This is a genomic window from Streptococcus oriscaviae, from assembly GCF_018137985.1.
In the GTDB taxonomy this organism is placed as follows: domain Bacteria; phylum Bacillota; class Bacilli; order Lactobacillales; family Streptococcaceae; genus Streptococcus; species Streptococcus oriscaviae.
The window spans coordinates 417,479-438,147 of the sequence record NZ_CP073084.1 but is presented as its reverse complement, the minus strand read 5'-3'; the positions used below and the strand labels follow the sequence as shown (position 1 = coordinate 438,147).

Annotated in this window: 20 protein-coding genes; 12 read left to right on the top strand and 8 right to left on the bottom strand. The window is 43.9% G+C overall.

Annotation, left to right across the window (positions count from 1 at the left end):
* Positions 1 to 17 precede the first annotated feature (17 nt).
* Positions 18 to 1,001, bottom strand: coding sequence for an L-lactate dehydrogenase (locus INT76_RS02105; protein ID WP_212571673.1), 984 nt, complete (start codon positions 999 to 1,001; stop codon positions 18 to 20).
* A gap of 198 nt (positions 1,002 to 1,199) precedes the next feature.
* Here INT76_RS02105 and gyrA point away from each other — a divergent pair, with 198 nt between their 5' ends.
* The 3 genes from gyrA to radC all read left to right on the top strand — a co-directional run bounded on the left by gyrA (position 1,200) and on the right by radC (position 5,147).
* Positions 1,200 to 3,656 carry a DNA gyrase subunit A gene (gene gyrA / locus INT76_RS02100; protein WP_212571671.1) on the top strand — a complete coding sequence of 819 codons (2,457 nt, stop codon included), beginning with the start codon at positions 1,200 to 1,202 and terminating at the stop codon, positions 3,654 to 3,656.
* 2 nt (positions 3,657 to 3,658) lie between these two features.
* A complete protein-coding gene (locus INT76_RS02095; RefSeq protein ID WP_212572992.1) occupies positions 3,659 to 4,405 on the top strand; it encodes a class A sortase in 747 nt (248 codons plus the stop codon).
* A gap of 61 nt (positions 4,406 to 4,466) precedes the next feature.
* Entirely contained in the window at positions 4,467 to 5,147 is a 681-nt protein-coding gene (radC, locus tag INT76_RS02090; RefSeq protein ID WP_212571669.1) for a RadC family protein, read from the top strand.
* On the opposite strand, the gene INT76_RS02085 is transcribed toward radC, so the two are convergent.
* The 6 genes from INT76_RS02085 to INT76_RS02060 form a co-directional block, all read right to left on the bottom strand.
* Complete coding sequence (locus INT76_RS02085) at positions 5,144 to 5,782, bottom strand: redox-sensing transcriptional repressor Rex (protein ID WP_212571667.1); 639 nt, start codon at positions 5,780 to 5,782, stop codon at positions 5,144 to 5,146. The genes radC and INT76_RS02085 overlap by 4 nt on opposite strands.
* A gap of 95 nt (positions 5,783 to 5,877) precedes the next feature.
* Positions 5,878 to 6,108, bottom strand: coding sequence for a DUF4649 family protein (locus tag INT76_RS02080; protein ID WP_212571666.1), 231 nt, complete (start codon positions 6,106 to 6,108; stop codon positions 5,878 to 5,880).
* A 2-nt stretch (positions 6,109 to 6,110) separates the two neighbouring features.
* Positions 6,111 to 6,458, bottom strand: coding sequence for a DUF1831 domain-containing protein (locus INT76_RS02075; protein ID WP_212571664.1), 348 nt, complete (start codon positions 6,456 to 6,458; stop codon positions 6,111 to 6,113).
* Entirely contained in the window at positions 6,459 to 7,580 is a 1,122-nt protein-coding gene (locus tag INT76_RS02070) for a cysteine desulfurase family protein (RefSeq protein ID WP_212571662.1), read from the bottom strand.
* A gap of 11 nt (positions 7,581 to 7,591) precedes the next feature.
* Positions 7,592 to 8,569, bottom strand: a complete 978-nt coding sequence (locus INT76_RS02065) for a ribose-phosphate diphosphokinase (RefSeq protein ID WP_212571660.1) — start codon at positions 8,567 to 8,569, stop codon at positions 7,592 to 7,594.
* Between the two features lie 83 nt (positions 8,570 to 8,652).
* Complete coding sequence (locus INT76_RS02060) at positions 8,653 to 9,231, bottom strand: CYTH domain-containing protein (RefSeq protein WP_212571658.1); 579 nt, start codon at positions 9,229 to 9,231, stop codon at positions 8,653 to 8,655.
* Between the two features lie 82 nt (positions 9,232 to 9,313).
* Here INT76_RS02060 and yjbM point away from each other — a divergent pair, with 82 nt between their 5' ends.
* From yjbM to INT76_RS10975, 9 genes are all read left to right on the top strand, one after another.
* A complete protein-coding gene (gene yjbM, locus INT76_RS02055; protein WP_212571650.1) occupies positions 9,314 to 9,985 on the top strand; it encodes a GTP diphosphokinase in 672 nt (223 codons plus the stop codon).
* Entirely contained in the window at positions 9,969 to 10,787 is an 819-nt protein-coding gene (locus INT76_RS02050) for an NAD kinase (protein WP_212572991.1), read from the top strand. The genes yjbM and INT76_RS02050 overlap by 17 nt, the downstream gene beginning before the upstream one ends.
* A complete protein-coding gene (locus INT76_RS02045; protein WP_212571648.1) occupies positions 10,788 to 11,717 on the top strand; it encodes an RluA family pseudouridine synthase in 930 nt (309 codons plus the stop codon).
* Entirely contained in the window at positions 11,698 to 12,678 is a 981-nt protein-coding gene (gene pta / locus INT76_RS02040; RefSeq protein WP_282960516.1) for a phosphate acetyltransferase, read from the top strand. The genes INT76_RS02045 and pta overlap by 20 nt, the downstream gene beginning before the upstream one ends.
* Before the next feature lie 2 nt (positions 12,679 to 12,680).
* A complete protein-coding gene (locus INT76_RS02035; protein WP_212571644.1) occupies positions 12,681 to 14,408 on the top strand; it encodes an ABC transporter ATP-binding protein in 1,728 nt (575 codons plus the stop codon).
* Positions 14,405 to 16,141: an ABC transporter ATP-binding protein gene (locus tag INT76_RS02030; protein ID WP_212571642.1), complete on the top strand. Its 1,737-nt coding sequence runs from the start codon at positions 14,405 to 14,407 to the stop codon at positions 16,139 to 16,141. Before INT76_RS02035 ends, INT76_RS02030 begins: the two co-directional genes overlap by 4 nt.
* Positions 16,142 to 16,188: 47 nt before the next feature.
* Positions 16,189 to 17,343 carry an A/G-specific adenine glycosylase gene (mutY, locus tag INT76_RS02025; protein ID WP_212571640.1) on the top strand — a complete coding sequence of 385 codons (1,155 nt, stop codon included), beginning with the start codon at positions 16,189 to 16,191 and terminating at the stop codon, positions 17,341 to 17,343.
* An 802-nt stretch (positions 17,344 to 18,145) separates the two neighbouring features.
* Positions 18,146 to 18,574, top strand: a complete 429-nt coding sequence (locus INT76_RS10980; RefSeq protein WP_249116170.1) for a hypothetical protein — start codon at positions 18,146 to 18,148, stop codon at positions 18,572 to 18,574.
* 22 nt (positions 18,575 to 18,596) lie between these two features.
* On the top strand, positions 18,597 to 18,851 hold the full coding sequence (locus tag INT76_RS10975; RefSeq protein ID WP_249116169.1) for a hypothetical protein: 255 nt from the start codon (positions 18,597 to 18,599) through the stop codon (positions 18,849 to 18,851).
* Between the two features lie 45 nt (positions 18,852 to 18,896).
* Here INT76_RS10975 and INT76_RS02015 read toward each other — a convergent pair whose 3' ends face one another.
* A complete protein-coding gene (locus INT76_RS02015) occupies positions 18,897 to 20,615 on the bottom strand; it encodes a phospho-sugar mutase (RefSeq protein ID WP_212571638.1) in 1,719 nt (572 codons plus the stop codon).
* Positions 20,616 to 20,669 lie beyond the last annotated feature (54 nt).

The following is a 20,669-nucleotide window of genomic DNA, read 5'->3' as shown; positions in this document are numbered from 1 at the left end:
AGGCAGTTTTGAATGATTTATTTTTTAACAGCTGCTGCGATTTCTGGATTAGCGAAGGCATCATCAATAATGTCTTTCAATTGCTTAGCAGAAGCCTGCATTTTTTGCAACTCAGCATCATTCAACGGAAGATTTACTGGACGAACGATACCATGCGCACCAACGATAGCAGGTTGTCCGATGAAGACATCTTCTACACCTTCGTATTGACCTGATTGGTATACAGAAAGTGGTAAAACGGTTTTCTCATCATCAAAGATGGCTTTGGTAATACGCGCCAAGGCTACACCGATACCGTAGTAGGTTGCACCTTTTTTGTTGATGATGGAGTAAGCAGCATCACGAACGGAGATGAAGAGGTCAACCAACCCTTGTGCGTCAATATCGCGGTTATCCTGCAACCATTGCTCCAATTTTACCCCAGCAACGTTGGCATGTGACCAAACCGCAAATTCTGAGTCACCGTGCTCACCCATGATGTAGGCATGGACAGAACGAGCATCGATACCGATTTTTTCAGCCAAGGCTTGACGGAAACGAGCAGTATCCAATGAAGTACCTGAACCGATAACGCGTTCTTTAGGGAAACCTGAGAATTTCCAAGTAGAGTAGGTCAAGATGTCAACAGGGTTTGCAGCAACAAGGAAGATGCCGTCGAAACCTGAAGCAACAATTTCGGTTACGATTTGTTGGTTGATGCGAAGATTTTTTTCTACCAATTCCAGACGAGTTTCACCCGGTTTTTGTGGCAAACCAGCAGTCAATACAACGAGGTCTGCATCGTGTGCATCGGAGTAGTCAGCTGAGTAGATTTTTTTAGGTGAAGTAAAGGCCAAAGCGTGGCTCAAATCTTCTGCGTCACCTTGTGTACGGTCTTTGTTGATGTCAATGATACCTAATTCTTGACCAATACCTTGGTTAACGAGAGCGTAAGCATAAGCTGAACCTACGGCACCATCACCGACAAGGATTACTTTTTTGTGTTGTTTAGTTGCAGTCATATTCTAAACATCTCCTTATTTTTATTTGGGGATTCCTATGTATCCTAACCATCTTTCATTGTAGCATTTTTTAGGTCTTTTGTCACTTGTGAATGAATTTTTGAAAATGTTTACATTATAACTTCCTGAGCAGAAAAATCTTTCACAATGTGGTATAATAAGATAGATACTTTCTAGTAGAAATGAGGCATTTTTTGAATGCAAGATAAGAATTTAGTAGATGTAAATCTAGCCAGTGAGATGAAGACTTCCTTCATTGATTATGCAATGAGTGTCATCGTTTCCCGTGCTCTGCCAGATGTCCGTGACGGGTTAAAACCAGTACACCGTCGTATTTTGTACGGGATGAATGAACTGGGGATTACGCCAGACAAACCACACAAAAAATCAGCCCGTATCACAGGGGATGTTATGGGTAAGTACCATCCGCATGGTGATAGTGCAATTTATGAAGCCATGGTTCGGATGGCACAGTGGTGGAGCTACCGCCACATGCTGGTAGATGGCCATGGAAACTTCGGTTCGATGGACGGTGACGGTGCAGCGGCTCAGCGGTATACAGAAGCCCGCATGAGCAAGATTGCTCTTGAAATGCTGCGCGATATTAACAAAAATACCGTTGATTTTTCTGATAACTATGATAGCAATGAACGGGAACCGGTTGTCTTACCAGCTCGTTTTCCAAATCTCTTGGTTAACGGTACAACTGGTATTGCTGTTGGTATGGCGACCAATATTCCGCCGCACAACTTGGGAGAAACCATTGATGCGGTCAAACTCTTGATTGATAATCCTGAAGCAACAACCCGTGAAATCATGGAAGTGTTACCTGGTCCAGATTTTCCAACAGGTGCTCTGGTCATGGGGAAATCCGGTATCCATCGTGCCTATGAAACAGGTAAGGGGTCAATTGTGCTCCGTTCTCGGACGGAGATTGAGGAGTACGGAAATGGTCGTGAGCGCATTGTTGTGACCGAATTTCCATATATGGTCAATAAATCTAAGGTTCAAGAGCACATTGTTAAATTGGTGCAGGAAAAGCGTATCGAAGGAATTACAGCTGTCCGTGACGAGTCCAACCGTGAAGGGGTGCGTTTTGTCATAGAGGTGCGTAGAGATGCTTCTGCCAATGTGATTCTCAACAACCTCTTTAAATTGACCCAGCTTCAAACCAACTTTAGCTTTAACATGCTGGCTATTCAAAATGGTGTTCCGAAGATTCTTTCAGTTCGGCAGATTTTAGAAGCTTATGTTGAGCACCAGAAGGAAGTTGTAACCCGTCGTACTCAGTTTGATAAGGAAAAAGCAGAAGCGCGTGCCCATATTTTGGAAGGCTTGCTGATTGCTTTGGATCATATTGATGAGGTGATTCGCATCATCCGTAATTCTGAAACGGATGCCATCGCCCAAGCTGAGTTGATGGAAAAATTTGCCCTTTCTGAACGTCAAAGTCAGGCTATTCTTGACATGCGCTTGCGCCGTCTGACAGGCTTGGAGCGCGATAAAATTCAGTCTGAATATGACGAGTTGGTGGCTTTAATTGCTGACCTAGCAGATATTTTGGCCAAGCCAGAGCGTGTGGTGCAGATTATCAAAGAAGAACTGGAAGATGTGAAGCGCAAGTATGCAGATCCTCGTCGAACAGAACTTATGGTTGGAGAGGTCTTGTCACTAGAAGATGAAGACCTGATCGAAGAAGCCGATGTTCTCATCACCCTATCCAACCAAGGCTATATCAAGCGATTGGCTCAGGATGAATTTCAAGCCCAAAAACGTGGAGGGCGCGGCGTCCAAGGTACAGGAGTTAAGGATGACGACTTTGTGCGTGAGCTAGTTTCTACTAGTACCCACGATCGCCTGCTGTTCTTTACAAACAAAGGCCGAGTGTACCGTTTGAAAGGATATGAGATTCCAGAATATGGCCGTACCGCCAAGGGATTGCCAATTGTTAACCTTCTCAAACTAGAAGAAAATGAATCCATCCAGACCATTATCAATATCAGCAAGGACCAAGAAGATGGACATTACCTCTTCTTTGCTACCCGACAAGGTGTCGTTAAACGCACCAAGGTGGCAGAATTTGACAATATCCGCCAAAACGGTCTAAAGGCTCTCAACCTCAAAGACGATGATGAGCTAATCAATGTCTTTTTAACAGATGGACAGGCTGATATTATCATGGGAACCAAGTTTGGTTATTCTGTTCGCTTCATGGAAACAGATGTACGTAACATGGGCCGTACCGCGACAGGTGTTCGTGGTGTCAATTTGCGTGAAGGTGACTGTCTGATAGGAGCGACCATGGTTGCAGATGGTCAGGAAGTTCTAGTCTTAACGGAAAAAGGTTTCGGTAAGCGTACCCCTGCTAGTGAATACCCAACTAAGGGTCGTGGCGGTAAGGGTATTAAGACTCTGAAAGTAGCAGATAAGAATGGGTACCTTGCAGGCCTGACAACAGTTTCAGGTGATGAGGACATCATGGTTATCACGGATAACGGTGTCATCATCCGAACAAGTGTAGCCAACATTTCGCAGACGGGCCGTGCAACCATGGGTGTGAAAGTCATGCGTCTAAACGACAGTTCTCGCATTGTTACCTTTGCCTTGGTTGACCCTGCAGAAGCTTCAGATACCGAAGAGGAGGCTGACGAATGACCATGGCAAGAGAAAGAAAGAGAAAGAAGAAAAGGAGTGGGTGGTGGAGGAACCTCCTAGCCCTCCTTCTGGTTCTGATTGCTCTAGCCCTCATTTTTAATACCTCAATCCGAAATTTCATCATCGCCTTAAACACAGATCGCTACCAAATCGACCAGGTGTCTGAAGGTGATATTGAAAAAAATAAGGCGGCAGAGGTGACGTTTGATTTTGATCAGGTAGAATCCATCTCTACGGAGGCCGTTTTAAAGGCCCAGTGGGATGCCCAGCAATTGCCGGTTATCGGAGGCATTGCTATTCCTGAGCTGGGAATCAACTTGCCGATATTTAAAGGTTTGTCTAACGTTGCCCTCATGTATGGGGCAGGAACCATGAAAGAAGGACAGGAGATGGGCAAACTCAATTACTCCCTTGCCAGTCACCATATTTTTGGAGTGGCAGGAGCGAGTGAAGTTCTTTTTTCACCCCTAGACAATGCCCAGCAGGGGATGAAGATTTACATCACCGATAAACAACAGGTTTACACCTATGTTATCAACAGCGTGGAAACAGTATCGCCTGAAAGTGTTGAAGTGATCGATGACCGAGAAGGAATCACAGAAATTACCTTGGTAACCTGTACGGATTACGATGCAACTGGACGGCGGATTGTAAAAGGGCAGCTAGAATCAAGCATTGCTTACAAGGATGCACCAAAGGAAATTTTGGAGCACTTCTCTAAGAAATACAATCAATATAATTATGGATAAGGGAGCAAATCAATGCTCTCTTTTTCATCTTTTTCCGAATAAATAGGTGAGGAGGAATACTATGTATCAGATTGAATTTAAGGAAGAATCCTTGTTACCGAGAGAGCGTTTGATGGAAGTGGGAGCTGAAAAGTTGAGCAATCAAGAGTTGCTAGCTATTTTTATCCGAACAGGAACCAAAAAAGAATCGGTTTCGCATGTGTCTAACAATCTTCTGGCTAGATTGGAGAACTTGGCTGCATTACGAGAATTATCTATTGAAGAATTGCAGCAATTGACAGGGATTGGGAAAGTAAAGGCCATTGAAATCAAAGCGATGATTGAGCTTGGAAAACGCATCAATCAGTCCGAGCTACGTCTGAAGGGGCAAGTATTGGGCAGTGAGAAATTAGGGCGAAAAATGATGCAGGAACTTGGTGATAAAAAACAAGAGCATCTAGTAGCTCTCTACCTCAATACTCAGAATCAAATTATCAGTCAGAAGACAATCTTTATTGGCAGTGTGAATCGTAGCATAGCTGAACCTAGGGAAATCCTTCATTATGCAGTCAAATGTATGGCAACATCCCTTATCATTGTTCACAATCATCCATCTGGTTCGGTCGATCCCAGTCGCAATGATGTAATTTTTACTGAAACATTAAAAAAGTCCTGCGAAACGCTAGGACTGGTTTTACTAGATCATTTAATTGTCGGAAGCTCAGGCTATTACAGTTTCCGTGAGGAGAGCGAGCTTTACTAGCCCTTGCGCATAAAGTAGAGAAGAGTCTGTAATTCACTTGTCAAGTCAACATATTGCACCACCACATCTTTTGGTAGAGATAGGTTGACTGGTGAGAAGCTCAAGATACCTTTGATTCCAGCTTTTACTAAAAGATCAGCAACTTCTTGAGCCTTGTTACTTGGGACAGTCAAAATGGCTGTTTGAGCCTTGGCTTCAGCATTTTTTTCTTGAATATCAGAAATACCGTATATTGGAATATTCTCATCAATGGTCCCAACCGCAGGATGGTCATCTGCTTCAAAAGCCATAACGATCCTCATTTTATTACGTTCATGAAAGCGATAGTGGAGCAGGGCACGTCCCATATTACCAACACCAATCAACATAACATTGGTAATAGAGTTGTCGTTTAAAATTTCAGCAAAAAAATCCATCAGTTTCTTGACGTCATAGCCAAAGCCGCGACGGCCTAATTCACCAAAATAAGAAAAGTCGCGTCGAACTGTTGCGGCGTCAATGCCAATTGCTTCGGCAATTTCTTTGGAACTGGCTTTTTCGATATTCCCTGCATGAAATCGTTTGAAAATACGGTAGTAAAGGGAGAGGCGTTTGGCAGTTGCTCTAGGGATGGTTGTATTTTTTTCTTTTTTCACAATCTTTTCTCCTTCTGGAATGTCTATGTCTATTCTAGTGGAAGTTTGTGAAAAATGCAACGGTTAGGTTTTAGAATATTAAAAAAACAAGATTTTTATCTTGTTTTTTTAAGTCTTCTCTCTTGATTGATAGTCTGTAAAAAGGAGTAGAGTTCACCGATTGAACCGGTGTAACCAAGGTCTTTTTCATCTTCTGTCAGTGAGAGAACCTTCAAGTAGTCAGGCAGGGTAATACAAGAAGAGAAGGCGAGAAGGATTGCATCCAAATCTTCAAATTCTTGTGATTTTGTCTGCTTGTAGGCATCTTGATATGTGAGTCGTAACATTCTTATTTGCCCACTTTTGTGAAAATTTCGCGGTCAACTAGGCTATCCATCAAGAAATAGAATTTTTCTTGAATAACCTTGTTGCTGTCTGGTTTAAAGATGTCAACCAAGCGAAGTCCAGATTTGTCTGTAATGTTGATTTTAAAACCAGTCAAATCTGAATTGATGATGATTTTCAGCAGGAAACCTTGGTTAGAGTTGGGAACTTCTTCCAACATGCGTGTCAGTTGGTAGTTGCCTACCTTGGTTTGTTCAAAGGTATTGTCGCGCAAGGTATATTTTTTGATAGCTGGGTTGATTTGGTAAGTGTAGTCACAATTTTTGAGGGTGACAGAGTGTTCAAATGCCATTTAATGGGTTCCTCCAATTATTTCTTTTAGGGTTGCGATTAGTTTGTCCAATTCATGAGTGGTTGTAGTTTCTGAGAAGCTAATGCGGATGGCTTCTTTCAGGCGTGAAGATTCTTTGCCATAGATGGCTTCTAAGACGTGGCTGGTTTGGACAACACCAGCTGTGCAGGCTGAACCACTGGAAACAGCGATACCTGCTAGATCCAGACGCATGAGCACTTGCTCGTTGAGTTGGTTTTTAAATCCGACATTTAAAATGTGTGGTAGACAGGGGCCGGATTCATTGAGATAGAAAGGAAGTCCGTCAAGTCCCTTCACCAGATAGGTTTTTAACTCTTTGATGGTCTGAAACTGTTCTTTTTGTCTGGTAGTTTGTTCCTTGAGCGCCGTTGCCATAGCAGCGATAGCAGCGATATTTTCAGTGCCTGCCCGGTGCTGATTTTCTTGCTTCCCACCATGAATGAGAGAGTCAAATTTGGCAATGCGGCTATAAAGAAAGCCAATCCCCTTAGGTCCGTGGAATTTGTGGGCAGATGCAGAAAGCAAATCAATCCCTTCTTGCTCTGGGAAAAGCGGAAGTTTTCCGATGGCTTGTACCGCATCAACATGAAATACAGCCTGATGATCAGCAAGGATGTGTCCGATTTCTTTGATAGGGAGAAGCAACCCCGTTTCGTTGTTGGCATACATGATGCTGACCAAGATGGTGTCTGGCCGTAGAGCTTCTTGGATCTGAGAGGGATGGATAGTCCCTTCAAAAGGTTCGAGATAGGTCACTTCAAATCCTAGCCGTTCTTCCAAATAGCGCATGCTATGGAGAACCGCATGATGTTCAATAGCAGTGGTAATCAAGTGTTTACCCTTGTCTTGATGAGCGAGGGCATAACCGATAATCGCTAGGTTATCTGCTTCAGAGCCACCGGATGTAAAAATAAGCTGTTCAGGTCGCACATCAAGCGTTTGAGCGATTGTTTGTCTGGACTCACGCAAGATTTGGTTAGCCTTACGGCCTAGGCCGTGGATACTTGAGGGGTTGCCGTAGTATTCTTTGGAAACGGCCATAAGGGTATTTAAAGCTTGGTCTGATAGAGCGGTTGTAGCGGCATTATCTAAATAGATCAATAACCTGCCTCCTATTTTTCTTTGTTTGGATTGTTAAAAGCAAAGAGCGGGCTGACAGGACGGCGCTCGTGGATGCGGATAATCGCATCTGCAATCAATTTACTTGCTGATAAGAAGGCAATATTCTTAGGATGGGGGTTTTTGCTGGCAACGGAATCCGTCACAAGAATTTCCTTGATAGGAGCAGCATCTAGCAGTTCGGTAGCATTTCCAGCAAAGAGACCATGGCTAGCTACGGCGTAGATTTCTGTTGCCCTGCCTTCTTTAACAATACGCGCCGCTTCAGAGAAGGTTCGGCCTGTATTGAGCATGTCGTCAATCAAGATAGCCGTCTTCCCGGTAACATCACCAATAATGTAGCCCTCAGAGCGATCGGAGTCATCCTGAGCGTAGTCAATAATAGCAAGTGGGGAGTCTAGCAGTTCCGCTAAGGCACGCGCCCGTTTAATACCAGAGTTTTTTGGGCTGACAATGACAACATCTTCTCCGCTCAAGCCTTTTTCCATATAATATCGAGCAAAAAGTGGCACAGTGAAGAGATTATCGACTGGAATATCAAAGAAACCTTGAACCTGAACAGCGTGGAGATCGAGGGTCAGCACACGATCCACACCTGCCTTGACCAGCATATTGGCAACCAACTTAGCTGTTAGCGGTTCGCGAGATTTTGCAATGCGATCCTGACGAGCGTAGCCAAAGTAAGGCATAACGACAGTCACAGTGTTGGCACTGGCACGCTTACAAGCATCGACCATAATCAAGAGTTCCCAGAGGTGATTGTTGACAGGGTAGTTGGTAGACTGGATGATATAAACATCTATCCCCCGAACACTCTCTTCAATGTTAATCTGGATTTCTCCGTCAGAGAATTGACGTGAGCTCATTTTTCCAAGAGGAATACCAGATTCTTCTGAAATTTTTTTTGCAATTTCCGGATTGGCATTGAGGGAAAAGAGCTTGATTTGTTTATCAGCATATGATTGAACCATGTCAGAATAACTCCTTTTATTAGATACTACCATTTTATCAGAAAATGAAAAAATTTTCAGTAATGAAAAATAAAAAAGCCAGCTTATTGGGCTGGCCTGAGACTGTTTGCGGTTCTTGCGACCTTGCTGCTGGCATATTTGAAGCGAATTCCCTTACTGTTCAAGTAGTCGTGAAAGGCGATTTTGCCTGAATCTGGGTCGGTTACCTCAACCTCCAGTTCATAATCATGTTGGTCGGCGTATCGATTTTCATCTAAGGCCATGAGGCCAATAGGAGTTTCTTTTTCGTAGCGGATAGTAGAAAGTTGTCCCCAGACGGCTAGTTTCTGAACAGGAACGGATGTTTGGGCAATCAACTGACAAATTTCTCCATCAGGCAGAGAGAAATTCTTAATCAGCTCCTGAGCCTCTGTGAAACTAAGGGATTGATTGTACTCATGATTGCCGATTTCCTGAGGGATTTTTAGGGTCAATTCGGCCTGCTCATCAAAGGTCCGAATCCGAAGGGACATCCGGTTCTTTTTCATATCCAGTTCTGGTGTATCGATGTAGTAGTTAATCTGGCTAACGGGTTTTACCTCTGAAAAGTCGCCTAATAGATGGGTAAATTCGGTTTCTGTCAGTAAGGTTTTATATTCGATTTCCAAATGATTCTTTTTCATAGAGTAAAACCCTTTCATGTGGTATAATAGTCCATGTGCTATTCTATCCAAAAAATAGATATTTGACAAGAAGGGAGTAGGCATGGAGTTTAACTGGGAAGAATTTTTAGACCCTTACATACAAACAGTTGGGGAACTAAAAATCAAGTTGCGCGGTATTCGCAAGCAATACCGTAAGGCCAACCGTCATTCTCCGATTGAATTTGTGACTGGTCGAGTTAAGCCGATTGAGTCTATCAAGGAGAAGATGGCCCTTCGTCATATCAAGTTGGAAAATCTTGCCCAAGATATGCAGGATATTGCCGGCGTTCGCATCATGGTGCAGTTTGTGGATGACGTAGAAGAAGTTCTAGCTATTCTGCGCAAGCGCAAGGATATGCAGATTGTTCACGAACGGGATTATATCAACAATATGAAGGCTTCTGGCTATCGTTCCTATCATGTAGTGATTGAATACCCTGTTGATACGATTAACGGCAATGTGACGGTACTGGCAGAGATTCAGATTCGAACTCTGTCGATGAATTTCTGGGCAACGATTGAGCATTCGCTGAATTATAAGTATAAAGGGAAATTCCCTGATGAAATCAAGCGGCGACTTGAAATTACTGCCAAGATAGCCTATCAGTTAGATGAGGAGATGCGGAAAATCCGCGACGACATTCAAGAAGCACAGGTTCTTTTTGATCCTGCCCACCGCAAGTTGAGTGACGGCGTTGGAAATAGTGATGACACAGATGAAGATTACAGATAGAAAAAAAATCGCTCTGCTCAGCAGTAAAAATCCAAAGAGTGAAGCAGTTGTAAAAGAACTTTGGGACAAATTGAAGGAAGCCAACTTTATATTGACTCCCAAAAATCCAGATATTGTTATTTCCATTGGTGGCGACGGGATGCTCCTTTCGGCTTTTCATAAGTACGAAAAAATCATTGATAAGGTTCGCTTTGTTGGTATCCATACTGGTCACCTAGGTTTCTATACAGATTATCGCGATTTTGAAGTGGAGAAGCTAGTAGAGAATCTCAAATTGGACACTGGAGCCAGAGTTTCTTATCCAATTCTCAATGTCAAGGTCAAGATGACAGACGGTCGAGAGATTGTTGCGCGTGCTCTCAACGAAGCCACTATCAAACGCCTATCCAAAACGATGGTAGCAGATGTCTATATCAACGGTGTTGCTTTTGAACGTTTCCGTGGCGATGGCATTTCGGTATCTACACCGACGGGTTCTACCGCCTACAACAAATCGCTTGGTGGTGCTGTCTTGCATCCCACAATCGAAGCCCTTCAAATTGCAGAGGTAGCCAGTCTAAACAACCGAGTTTACCGGACGCTGGGCTCTTCCATCGTAGTGCCCAAGAAGGACAAGATTGTGATTGAACCTAAGCATGATGGGCGTTACTCATTGTCAGTGGACAATCGAACCTTTGTTTACGAGAACATTGACCAGATCGAATACCAGATTGATAATAGTAAGATTCATTTTGTGGCCTCACCTAGTCATACCAGTTTTTGGAATCGGGTCAAGGACGCCTTCATCGGAGAGGTGGAGTAGATGCGCTTTGAGTTTGTCGCCGATCAGCAGAGCATGGTAAAGACCTTTCTCAGACGACAGGATGTGTCACGGGGCTTACTAGCTAAGATAAAATATGCGGGCGGTCAGATTTTGGTCAATGATGAGGAGCGCCTTGCTACCTATCAGCTATCAGTCGGAGATAAGGTAACAATTGATATTCCACCCGAGTTGGATGTGACAGGCCAACTAGAGGCTATTCATCGCCCCTTGGATATTGTCTATGAAGACGAGCACTTCATGGCTATTGATAAACCTTTCGGTTATGCCTCTATCCCCAGCATCCTTCATTCATCCACCATTGCTAATTTTGTGAAGGGCTACTTTGTAAACAAGGGGTATGAGAATCGACAAGTTCATATTGTGACCCGACTCGATCGGGATACATCGGGCCTCATGCTCTTTGCCAAACATGGTTATGCTCATGCCCGTTTGGATAAGCAGCTTCAATCTAAGACCATCCACAAGCGTTATTATGCGCTGGTTCAAGGAAAAGGTGAGCTTTCGAGGGCGGGGGATATTATTGCTCCCATTGGCCGACCGGAAGATAGTATTATCACCCGCTGTGTCAGCCCGACCGGCAAGTACGCTCATACTTCTTATGAGATTATCCAGTCTTGGGGCGAGGTTCACTTGGTTGATATTCAGCTCCACACGGGTCGTACCCACCAGATTCGGGTTCACTTTGCTCATATCGGTTTTCCGCTTCTAGGGGACGATCTCTATGGCGGCAGTCTTGACCATGGGATTGAACGTCAGGCCTTACATTGTCATCGGCTGACCTTTGACAATCCGTTTGTGAATGAGCAACTCAATTTAACTAGTCCATTACCAGCCGACTTTCAGGCTGTAATAAAAAATTTAAACGAAAACAAGGAGATTTATAATGGAAATTCGGAATTTATTCGGTGAAATGAAACACAAAATCGTAGGTAAAAAACTACGGATTGTTTTCCCAGAAGGAAAAGATGAGCGTGTTGTGCGTGCGGCTGCTCGTCTGAAGTTCGAGGGATTGGCTGAGCCAATCATTCTCGGTGTGCCAGAAGAAGTCCATGCCTTGTTGACTGACTTTGGTTTCTCAAACCCAGGTATCACCGTTATCAATCCTGAAAACTATGCCAACTTTGAGACCATGAAACAAGAGTTTTTGAATATCCGTAAAGGAAAAGTCAGTGAAGCACAGGCTGATGAAATCTTGCGCGATGTTAACTACTTCGGTGTCATGTTGGTTCAGCTTGGTTTGGCTGAAGGGATGGTTTCTGGAGCAGTTCACTCGACTGCTGATACCGTTCGCCCTGCCCTTCAAATCATCAAGACAAAACCAGGTGTTAAGCGGACATCAGGTGTCTTCTTGATGGTTAAGGATGAGCATAAATACATCTTTGGCGACTGTGCCATCAACATCGATCCAGATGCAGAGGCACTTGCTGAGATTGCTATCCAGTCTGCAGCAACAGCTCAAACGTTTGGTTTGGATCCAAAGATTGCTATGATTTCTTATTCAACTAAGGGTTCTGGTTTCGGCCCACATGTAGACAAGGTGGTTGAAGCAACTCGTTTGGCTCAAGAAGCTCGTCCTGACCTTTTGATTGATGGAGAGTTGCAAATGGATGCGGCCCTAGAGCCAAACACAGCCCGTTTGAAGGCTCCAAACAGCCCAGTTGCCGGTCAAGCCAACGTCTTTATTTTCCCTGCTATTGAAGCTGGAAACATCGCTTACAAGATTGCAGAGCGTCTAGGTGGTTTTGAGGCGGTTGGCCCAGTTCTTCAAGGATTGAACAAGCCGGTAAACGACCTTTCTCGCGGTTGTAGTTCTGAAGATGTCTACAAGCTCGGTATTATCACAGCTGCACAAGCAGTGGATGCCTTGTAAACATGACTTCGCTCTTTCGTTATTTTAGGGATTATCTCAAGGAGTCCATTCTAGGTCCGCTCTTTAAGCTCCTAGAAGCACTCTTTGAGCTAACTGTCCCCTTGGTCATCGCCTATATCGTTGACTCTATTATTCCCCATGGCAATCAAGGTGACTTGGTTGCTATGATTTTACTATTGGTCGGACTGGCCTGTGTCGGGGTTTTGATGTCTATCACAGCCCAATACTATTCTGCCAAAGCTGCAGTTGGATATACTACTGAACTGACTCAGGATTTGTATAAGAAGGTTCTGAGCTTGCCGAAGTTTAATCGAGCTAATCTATCGGCTGCCAGCCTCCTTACCCGCCTATCCAGCGATACCCTGCAAATTCAAACAGGAATTAATATTTTCCTGCGTCTTTTTTTACGGGCCCCTATCGTAGTTTTTGGTTCTTTTATCATGGCGGTTATGATTAGTCCAACCTTATCCTTGCTGTTTCTTGGCATGATTGCAGTTCTCTTTTTGGTAGTCAGTTTGATTTCTATTGTTAATAGCCGGCTGTACTTACGGATGCGCAAAACCTTAGATGAACTGGTGGGACAGGTAAGAGAAACGGTATCTGGGATGCGTGTGATACGAGCCTTTGGACAGACATTGCGTGAGCTTGGCTTTTTTAAAGAAAAAAACGGGACTTATCTGGAACAGCAATTGAAGGCTGGCTTTTGGTCTAGTATCCTAACACCGGCTACTTTTCTGATTGTCAATGTCACCTTGGTTACTCTCATCTGGCAGGGAAGACTAGCGATCGAATCTGGGCTTTTAGAAGTCGGAATGTTAGTAGCTTTGATTAATTATCTGCTTCAGATATTGGTAGAATTGGTCAAGATGGTCATGGTTATCTCCACTCTTAACCAATCCTTTATCAGTGCAGGTCGTGTGCAGGAGATTTTCCAGCAAGAGTCCGAAGATCTGGATGTGGCCTTGCCTGCCTTTACTTGTCAGGATAAAGAACGACTACTTGTGGTTCAGGAGCTAGTTTTTAGTTATCCAAAGGCAGCAGAAGCAGCACTTTCAGGTATCCACTTTCAGGTGCAAAGGGGAGATTTTTTGGGAATCATAGGAGGTACTGGTTCAGGAAAATCAACCTTGCTTGATCTCTTGTTGAAGTTTTATCTAGTGCCTGAACAGCAGCTGCAACTTTTCATAGACGGTAGCAGTCCACGAAACTTGCGTGAATGGCGACAGACCTTTGCCCTAGTTCCTCAAGAGGCTCAACTGTTTAGCGGAACGGTTCGCTCCAATCTGAGTCTAGGCAAGGAGCCATTAGCAGAAGAAGAACTTTGGGCTGCTTTAGAAATTGCACAAGCTAAGGAATTTGTAATCGATAAGGGAGGTTTAGACTGCCAAGTTGAGACCTCAGGTCGGAACTTTTCAGGTGGTCAACGCCAGCGTCTGACGATTGCGCGTGCGCTGTTGCAGAAAGCTCCTATTTTGGTTTTGGATGATGCGACCTCCGCTCTGGACTATCTGACAGAAAAGAATCTTTTGGAGGCAATTCGAGAAGAGTTGCCTGAAAAGACCCTAATCCTCATCTCACAGCGGACGAAAAGCTTGCGAAAGGCTGATTGTATCCTAGTGCTTGATAAGGGAAGACAGGTTGGCTTGGGCACTCATGAAGAACTGCTTCATAGCTCTGCTATTTATCAAGAAATTGACCAATCTCAGCATAGTCAGGAGGATTTGGCATGAAAAAGCAGCAAACAACCTCTAAACTTGCTACCTTGACTTTTCTCTTTCAAGCACAGGGGCCTCAGGTGTTTGTTATCCTCTTTGGAACTCTCATACAGGTCTTATTGACTGTCTATCTGCCCATCCTAATTGGACAGGCAATTGATGGGGTCCTTGGTGGTGCAAGCTCTAAGTTTTGGGGTGTATTAGGTCAGATGCTCCTTGTGATAGCTATCAATAGTTTGGTTCAGTGGTGGCTCCCTTTGCGGGTTAATCAGGTGGTCTATCGGTCGATGAATCAGCTGCGCCAAGCAGTTTATGAAAAGCTCCATGACCTACCCCTCTCTTATCTGGACAGGCAGTCTACCGGTGATTTAGTAGCTCGTTTTTCGAGTGATTGTGAGCAGTTAACCAGTGGACTCTTAATGATTTTCAATCAGTTTTTCCAAGGTATTCTTCTGATTCTTTTGACCGTCTTTACCATGGCTAGACTGGATTTTCTGATGATGATTGTGGTTGTTGCTCTGACCCCGCTATCGCTCTTTGTTGCTCGTTTTATTGCCCGTAAGAGTTACCAGTACTATCGTCAGCAAACAGAGGCAAGAGGTCATCAAGCAAGAATGTTGGAAGAGTCTATTAGTCAGCTGTCCTTGCTACAAGCGTTCAATGCACAGAGCCGGTTTGAAGCTGACTTTGCTACAATCAACCAGACCTATGCCACTTTTTCAATCAAGGCTATTTTTGCCTCCTCAACCATCAATCCGATGACCCGTTTTATCAACGCCCTTATTTATGCCCTCCTGGCAGGATTGGGTGCTTTGAGGATTATGGCGGGGCACTTCACGGTTGGAGAACTGACCACCTTTCTCAACTACGCCAGCCAATATACCAAGCCGTTTAATGATATTTCTTCGGTTTTGTCAGAATTGCAGAGCGCCTTAGCTTGTGCGGAGCGCCTAGTCGGGATCGTGAAAGAGCCTAGCGAGCTGGAACAGAGCCAGCTTGAATTAAATGACGAAGAGGTCAAAGGTCAGATTGATTTTAAAGAGGTAGCCTTTTCCTATAAACCGAATCAGGAGTTAATCAAGGACTTAAACTTGACAATCCCTGCCGGTGCTAAGGTGGCTATCGTTGGTCCAACAGGAGCTGGTAAATCAACGCTTATCAATCTCTTAATGCGCTTTTATGAGGTTGATAAGGGAGATATTCACTTAGATGGTCAGTCCATTCGCCAGTACCGTCGTGAGGAACTCCGCAGGCAGGTCGGTATGGTTTTACAGGACACCTGGATCAAGGCAGGAAGCATTCACGAGAATATCGCTTACGCTTATCCCAATGCTACGCGGGAGCTGGTTATTGAAGCGGCACAGGCCGCCAATGCGGATTTCTTTATTCGTCAGTTACCACAGGGCTATGACACCTATCTGACGGATGGTGGTGCTGAACTTTCTCAAGGTCAGCGGCAGTTGCTTGCCATCGCCCGTGTTTTTGTTAAACTTCCCAAGATATTGATTTTAGATGAAGCGACTTCCTCCATCGACACGCGGACAGAAATTTTAGTTCAAGAAGCGTTTGCTAAACTAATGCAGGGCAGAACGAGTTTTATCATTGCTCATAGGCTATTTACCATTCAGAGCGCTGACCTTATTCTGGTTATGGTAGATGGTAAGGTTGTTGAAAAAGGAAGCCATAAAGAATTGATGCAAGCAGAAGGTGTTTATTACCGGATGCAAGCGAGTCAGGAAGCCAGTTGAAGAGCCAGCAACTGGCTCTTTTTTTATGCCTATGCTATACTAATTCTATGTTAGATTTAAAGAAATACGGCATTGAGATGTGGCCCGAAGAAAAGATTGTTGCTTTTCGCAAGGCCCTTTTGGATTGGTATGACAAGAATAAGCGTGATCTTCCTTGGCGCAGGAGTAAAGATCCCTATGCTATTTGGGTGTCTGAAATCATGCTCCAGCAGACGCGTGTGGACACAGTCATTCCTTATTATGAACGGTTTTTACATCATTTACCGACCATAAAAGATTTGGCGCAGGCAGAAGAAGAGGTCATCCTAAAACTTTGGGAGGGCTTGGGCTATTACTCTCGTGTACGCAATATGCAAAAGGCGGCCCAGCAAATGATGGCTGATTATGGGGGTCGTTTCCCTCAGGCACACGCAGAAATTGCTAGTCTTAAAGGAATTGGGCCCTATACTGCCGGTGCCATTGCCAGCATTGCCTTTGATTTACCAGAACCGGCTGTCGACGGCAATGTTATGCGAGTTCTCAGTCGTCTTTTTGAGGTCGACTACGACATCGGCTTACCTGCCAACCGAAAGATTTTTCAGGCCCTAATGGAGGAACTCATTGACCCACAACGACCAGGGGACTTTAATCAAGCCTTGATGGATTTGGGTTCTGATATTGAATCACCTGTCAATCCACGACCGGAGGATAGTCCTGTCAAGGACTTTAGTGCGGCCTATCTCAACGGAACCATGGACAAATACCCCATCAAAGCTCCCAAGAAGAAGCCCCTTCCAGTCGCCTATCAGGCCTTTATTATCCGAAACCAACACAATCAGTTTCTTTTGGAGAAGAATACTGATCAAGGCCTTCTGGCTGGTTTTTGGTCTTTTCCACTTTTGGAAAAAGGGGAAGAGCAAGACCAGCAAGTATCTCTATTTGAATTAGCAGAAGCCCCTGTTCAACCAGATTTGCGGCAGAGCTTTTCAGACAGTTATGGACTAAATGTCGACTGGCAGGAGCAAGAATTTACCCGGGTCCAGCACATTTTTAGCCACCGCAAATGGCAGATTGAACTGACTGAAGGCCTTGTCAAAAACGATACAGTTTTCTCCCAGCGACAAACAATGTGGGTTGCTGTTGAAGATTTTCACCGTTTTCCTTTTGCCAAACCCCAGCAGAAAATGTGGGAATCCTACCAAAAAAAGGCAGCGAATAAATAGACACTTTTTTTCAAAAATCTGCGCATAATTATTTGAAAGCGTTTTAGAAAAGGTGTATAATAAGAGTGTAGATAGGAAGAGTGTAGATAGGAAGAGTGTAGATAGGAAGAGCATAGAGGAAAAACCTCAAAGCGAATCCTATAGGATCGTCATGACGAAAGTGTCTTGTTTTATCTGGTCGCTACTAGATTAGTAGAAGGGAGATAGAAAGAAGATGCGACTGGATCCAGTTGGTATCTATTTGTCCTAGGCTTTTCAGTTGTAAAAGCGGGGCATGTAGAAGGGAAAGTCCATTGTCCGTGTTTCGGATGAAATAGTATGATATTGGTTTTCGTTGAATTGGTACTTACCAATCTTAGCCTTGCTACCCACACTAAGCAACCTTTTGGGCTAAAAAGAATTTAATCCGTGTCATATATATGCACTGAGTGTCTCATCGGGAAATGATGAGAAGAAGCAAATTGAAAATCTAGAATACCTCTGAAGGATTTTCACTGAACAAAGCAATCTCCACACTTTAGACAAATAATAAGAGGAAATGATTTGAGAATATTCAGGGTAGCTAAATGATATTTTTCAAATGAATTTATTCAAATTGTTGTCGGTTATATCATATTGGAGAATGGACTTTCCTGATTAGTTTATAAAGCGGGGCGCGAGTAAGGCCCCGTTTTTTGATGCTGTGATTGAAGGCCAAGTACAGCCATACCACGCTCTTCGCCTTCATGCGATAAGGGCTTGGCTACTTGCAAATTGTATAATACATTGTGAGAAATGAGTAAGGTTGGTATGTAACAGTAAGATGGTGGAAAAAGGTATAACAATAGAAATTGTTGAAAAAGCTATCATGGATTTTTACCATGATTTAAGACAAGATGAGCAAGCACGTTATCGTTCTTGGGAGCATTGTTATGCAAACTTCTTTGCTGCTCATCAAGACGAAAACCGAGATAATGAACTGCTGAGTCTTCATTTGTCTTTCTATCTGGCAAGTTGGGGGATGTATCGTGGCTCATCCTTTCTTTTGCAAAAAGATTACACGGTTCATCTTCCCGTTGTTAAAGAATTACTGCAAGCTAAGTATAAACCTCTGATGGGGATAACATGTGACCAATTGCCAAAGAAGTCAAATCAGCAATTACTTGCTGAACTTGAATGGTTTATGCGAGATTATTACGATAAGATACGAAAAGAAGTAAGGGGTCAGGAGTTAAAAAAACCAAGTATCTGATACCCTTATCACGAAAATCTTGATGGGGACTTTGGGATGTGTTCCAGCCTACGATAGGTATTTTGTTTCTGGAATCCGTCAACAAAAAGTTGCCAGTGGAACTTTTGGCAAGCGCTCGTTGCTCCAATTGGCTGAGTTTTATGAAGAACATGCTGCAAGGTTGGAACTTCGTCGTAAGGAGATGACCATAGAGGGTGTTCTCTATCCTCAAATGAAATTACTGGATATGGGATTTTGGCAAATTGGATATGACTTGGATATGATGAGAAAAAGATGAACCAAAGAAACAGAGCTGCATCGGCAACTCTGTTTCTTTTTATGCTTATCCAACAAATTCGTTGATTTCTTTTTCAATATTGGCAATTTTTTCTTCCGCTTCAGCAAGTGTTTCACCAACTGTTGCAATGTAGAACTTGATTTTTGGTTCTGTACCAGAAGGACGAACAGCGAACCAAGAATCATCAGCCAAGGTGTATTTCAGTACGTCAGATGGCGGTGTTGTAAGAGTAGTTACATTACCATCTTTATCAGTCTTGGTTTGAAGGACAAAGTCTTCAAAGACCGCGATGTCTGTCGCATTGAATTGTTTAGGAGCATTCTCACGGAATTTGGCCATGATAGCCTTGATTTGTGCTGCCCCATCTTTACCTGAAAGGGTAACGGAGATGGTCTTTTCAGCGAAGTAACCATATTCTTTGAAGATTTCATCGATACCATCTGCCAAAGTCAAACCGCGTGAACGGTAGTAGGCAGCAATTTCAGCTACCATAAGAACAGCCTGAATTGCATCCTTGTCACGAACGAATGGTTTAATCAAGTAGCCGAAGCTTTCTTCAAAACCAAACATATAGGTATGGTTGTGTTTTTCTTCAAACTCTTGAATTTTTTCTGCGATGAACTTGAAACCAGTCAAAACGTTGAACATGGTTGCACCGTAGCTTTCAGCAATCTTAGTAACCAATTCAGTAGAAACGATAGACTTAGCAAGAGCGGCATTTTCTGGAAGGGTTCCAGCTTGCTTGTGGGCTTCAAGAATGTACTTAGCAATGATGGCACCAATTTGGTTACCAGACAAGTTCCAGTAAGAACCGTCAGCTTGACGAACTTCAACCCCTACACGGTCTGCATCTGGGTCGGTCGCAAGAAGAACATCCGCATCAACTTGGCGACCCAATTCTTCAGCAAGGGCAAAGGCAGCCTGGCTTTCTGGGTTTGGAGAGGAAACGGTAGAGAAGTCTGGATCTGGTGTTGCTTGGCTTTCAACAACCTGAACAGATTCAAAGCCAGCTTGAGCAAGCGCACGGCGTGCTAGCATTTCACCCGTACCATGAAGCGGTGTATAGACAATCTTCATGTCTTTGCCGTATTCTTCAATCAATTTTGGATTGATGGTCAAATCCTTGAGTTCTTCTAGGTACTTAGCATCTGTTTCTTCGCCCAATACAGTGACAAGGCCAGTTGCCTTGCTTTCTTCAAGGTCTGCCAATTTCACAGCGAATGGGTTGTCGATGGCACGGATGAAGTCAGTCAGTGCATCCGCATCTGCTGGTGGCATTTGACCGCCATCTTCACCATAGACCTTATAACCGTTGAACTCTTTCGGGTTGTGGCTGGCTGTTACCATAATACCTGCGATAGCATTGTAGTGACGAACAGCAAATGACAACTCAGGAGTCGGACGAAGGCTTTCAAATACATAGGATTTGATGCCGTGGGCTGCCAGAACTTGTGCCGATTCAAAAGCGAATTCTGGAGAGAAGTGGCGAGAGTCGTAGGCGATGGCAACGCCGCGTTTCTTCGCTTCGTCACCCTTAGATTCAACAAGTTTTGCCAAACCTTCAGTAGCCTGACGAACAACGTAAATATTGATACGGTTTGTACCTGCACCAATATAGCCACGCATACCTGCAGTACCAAATTCGAGTGTAGTATAGAAGGCATCTTCTTTTGTCTTTTCATCCATCGCTAGGAGGTCTTCGCGCAAATAAGCAGGAAGTTCCGCATAGTCGAGCCATGTTTGGTAGGTTTCTTGATAAGTCATCTAAGAGATCTCCTTTTATTTTATTTTTGAATCGCTTTCATTATATCATTTTTG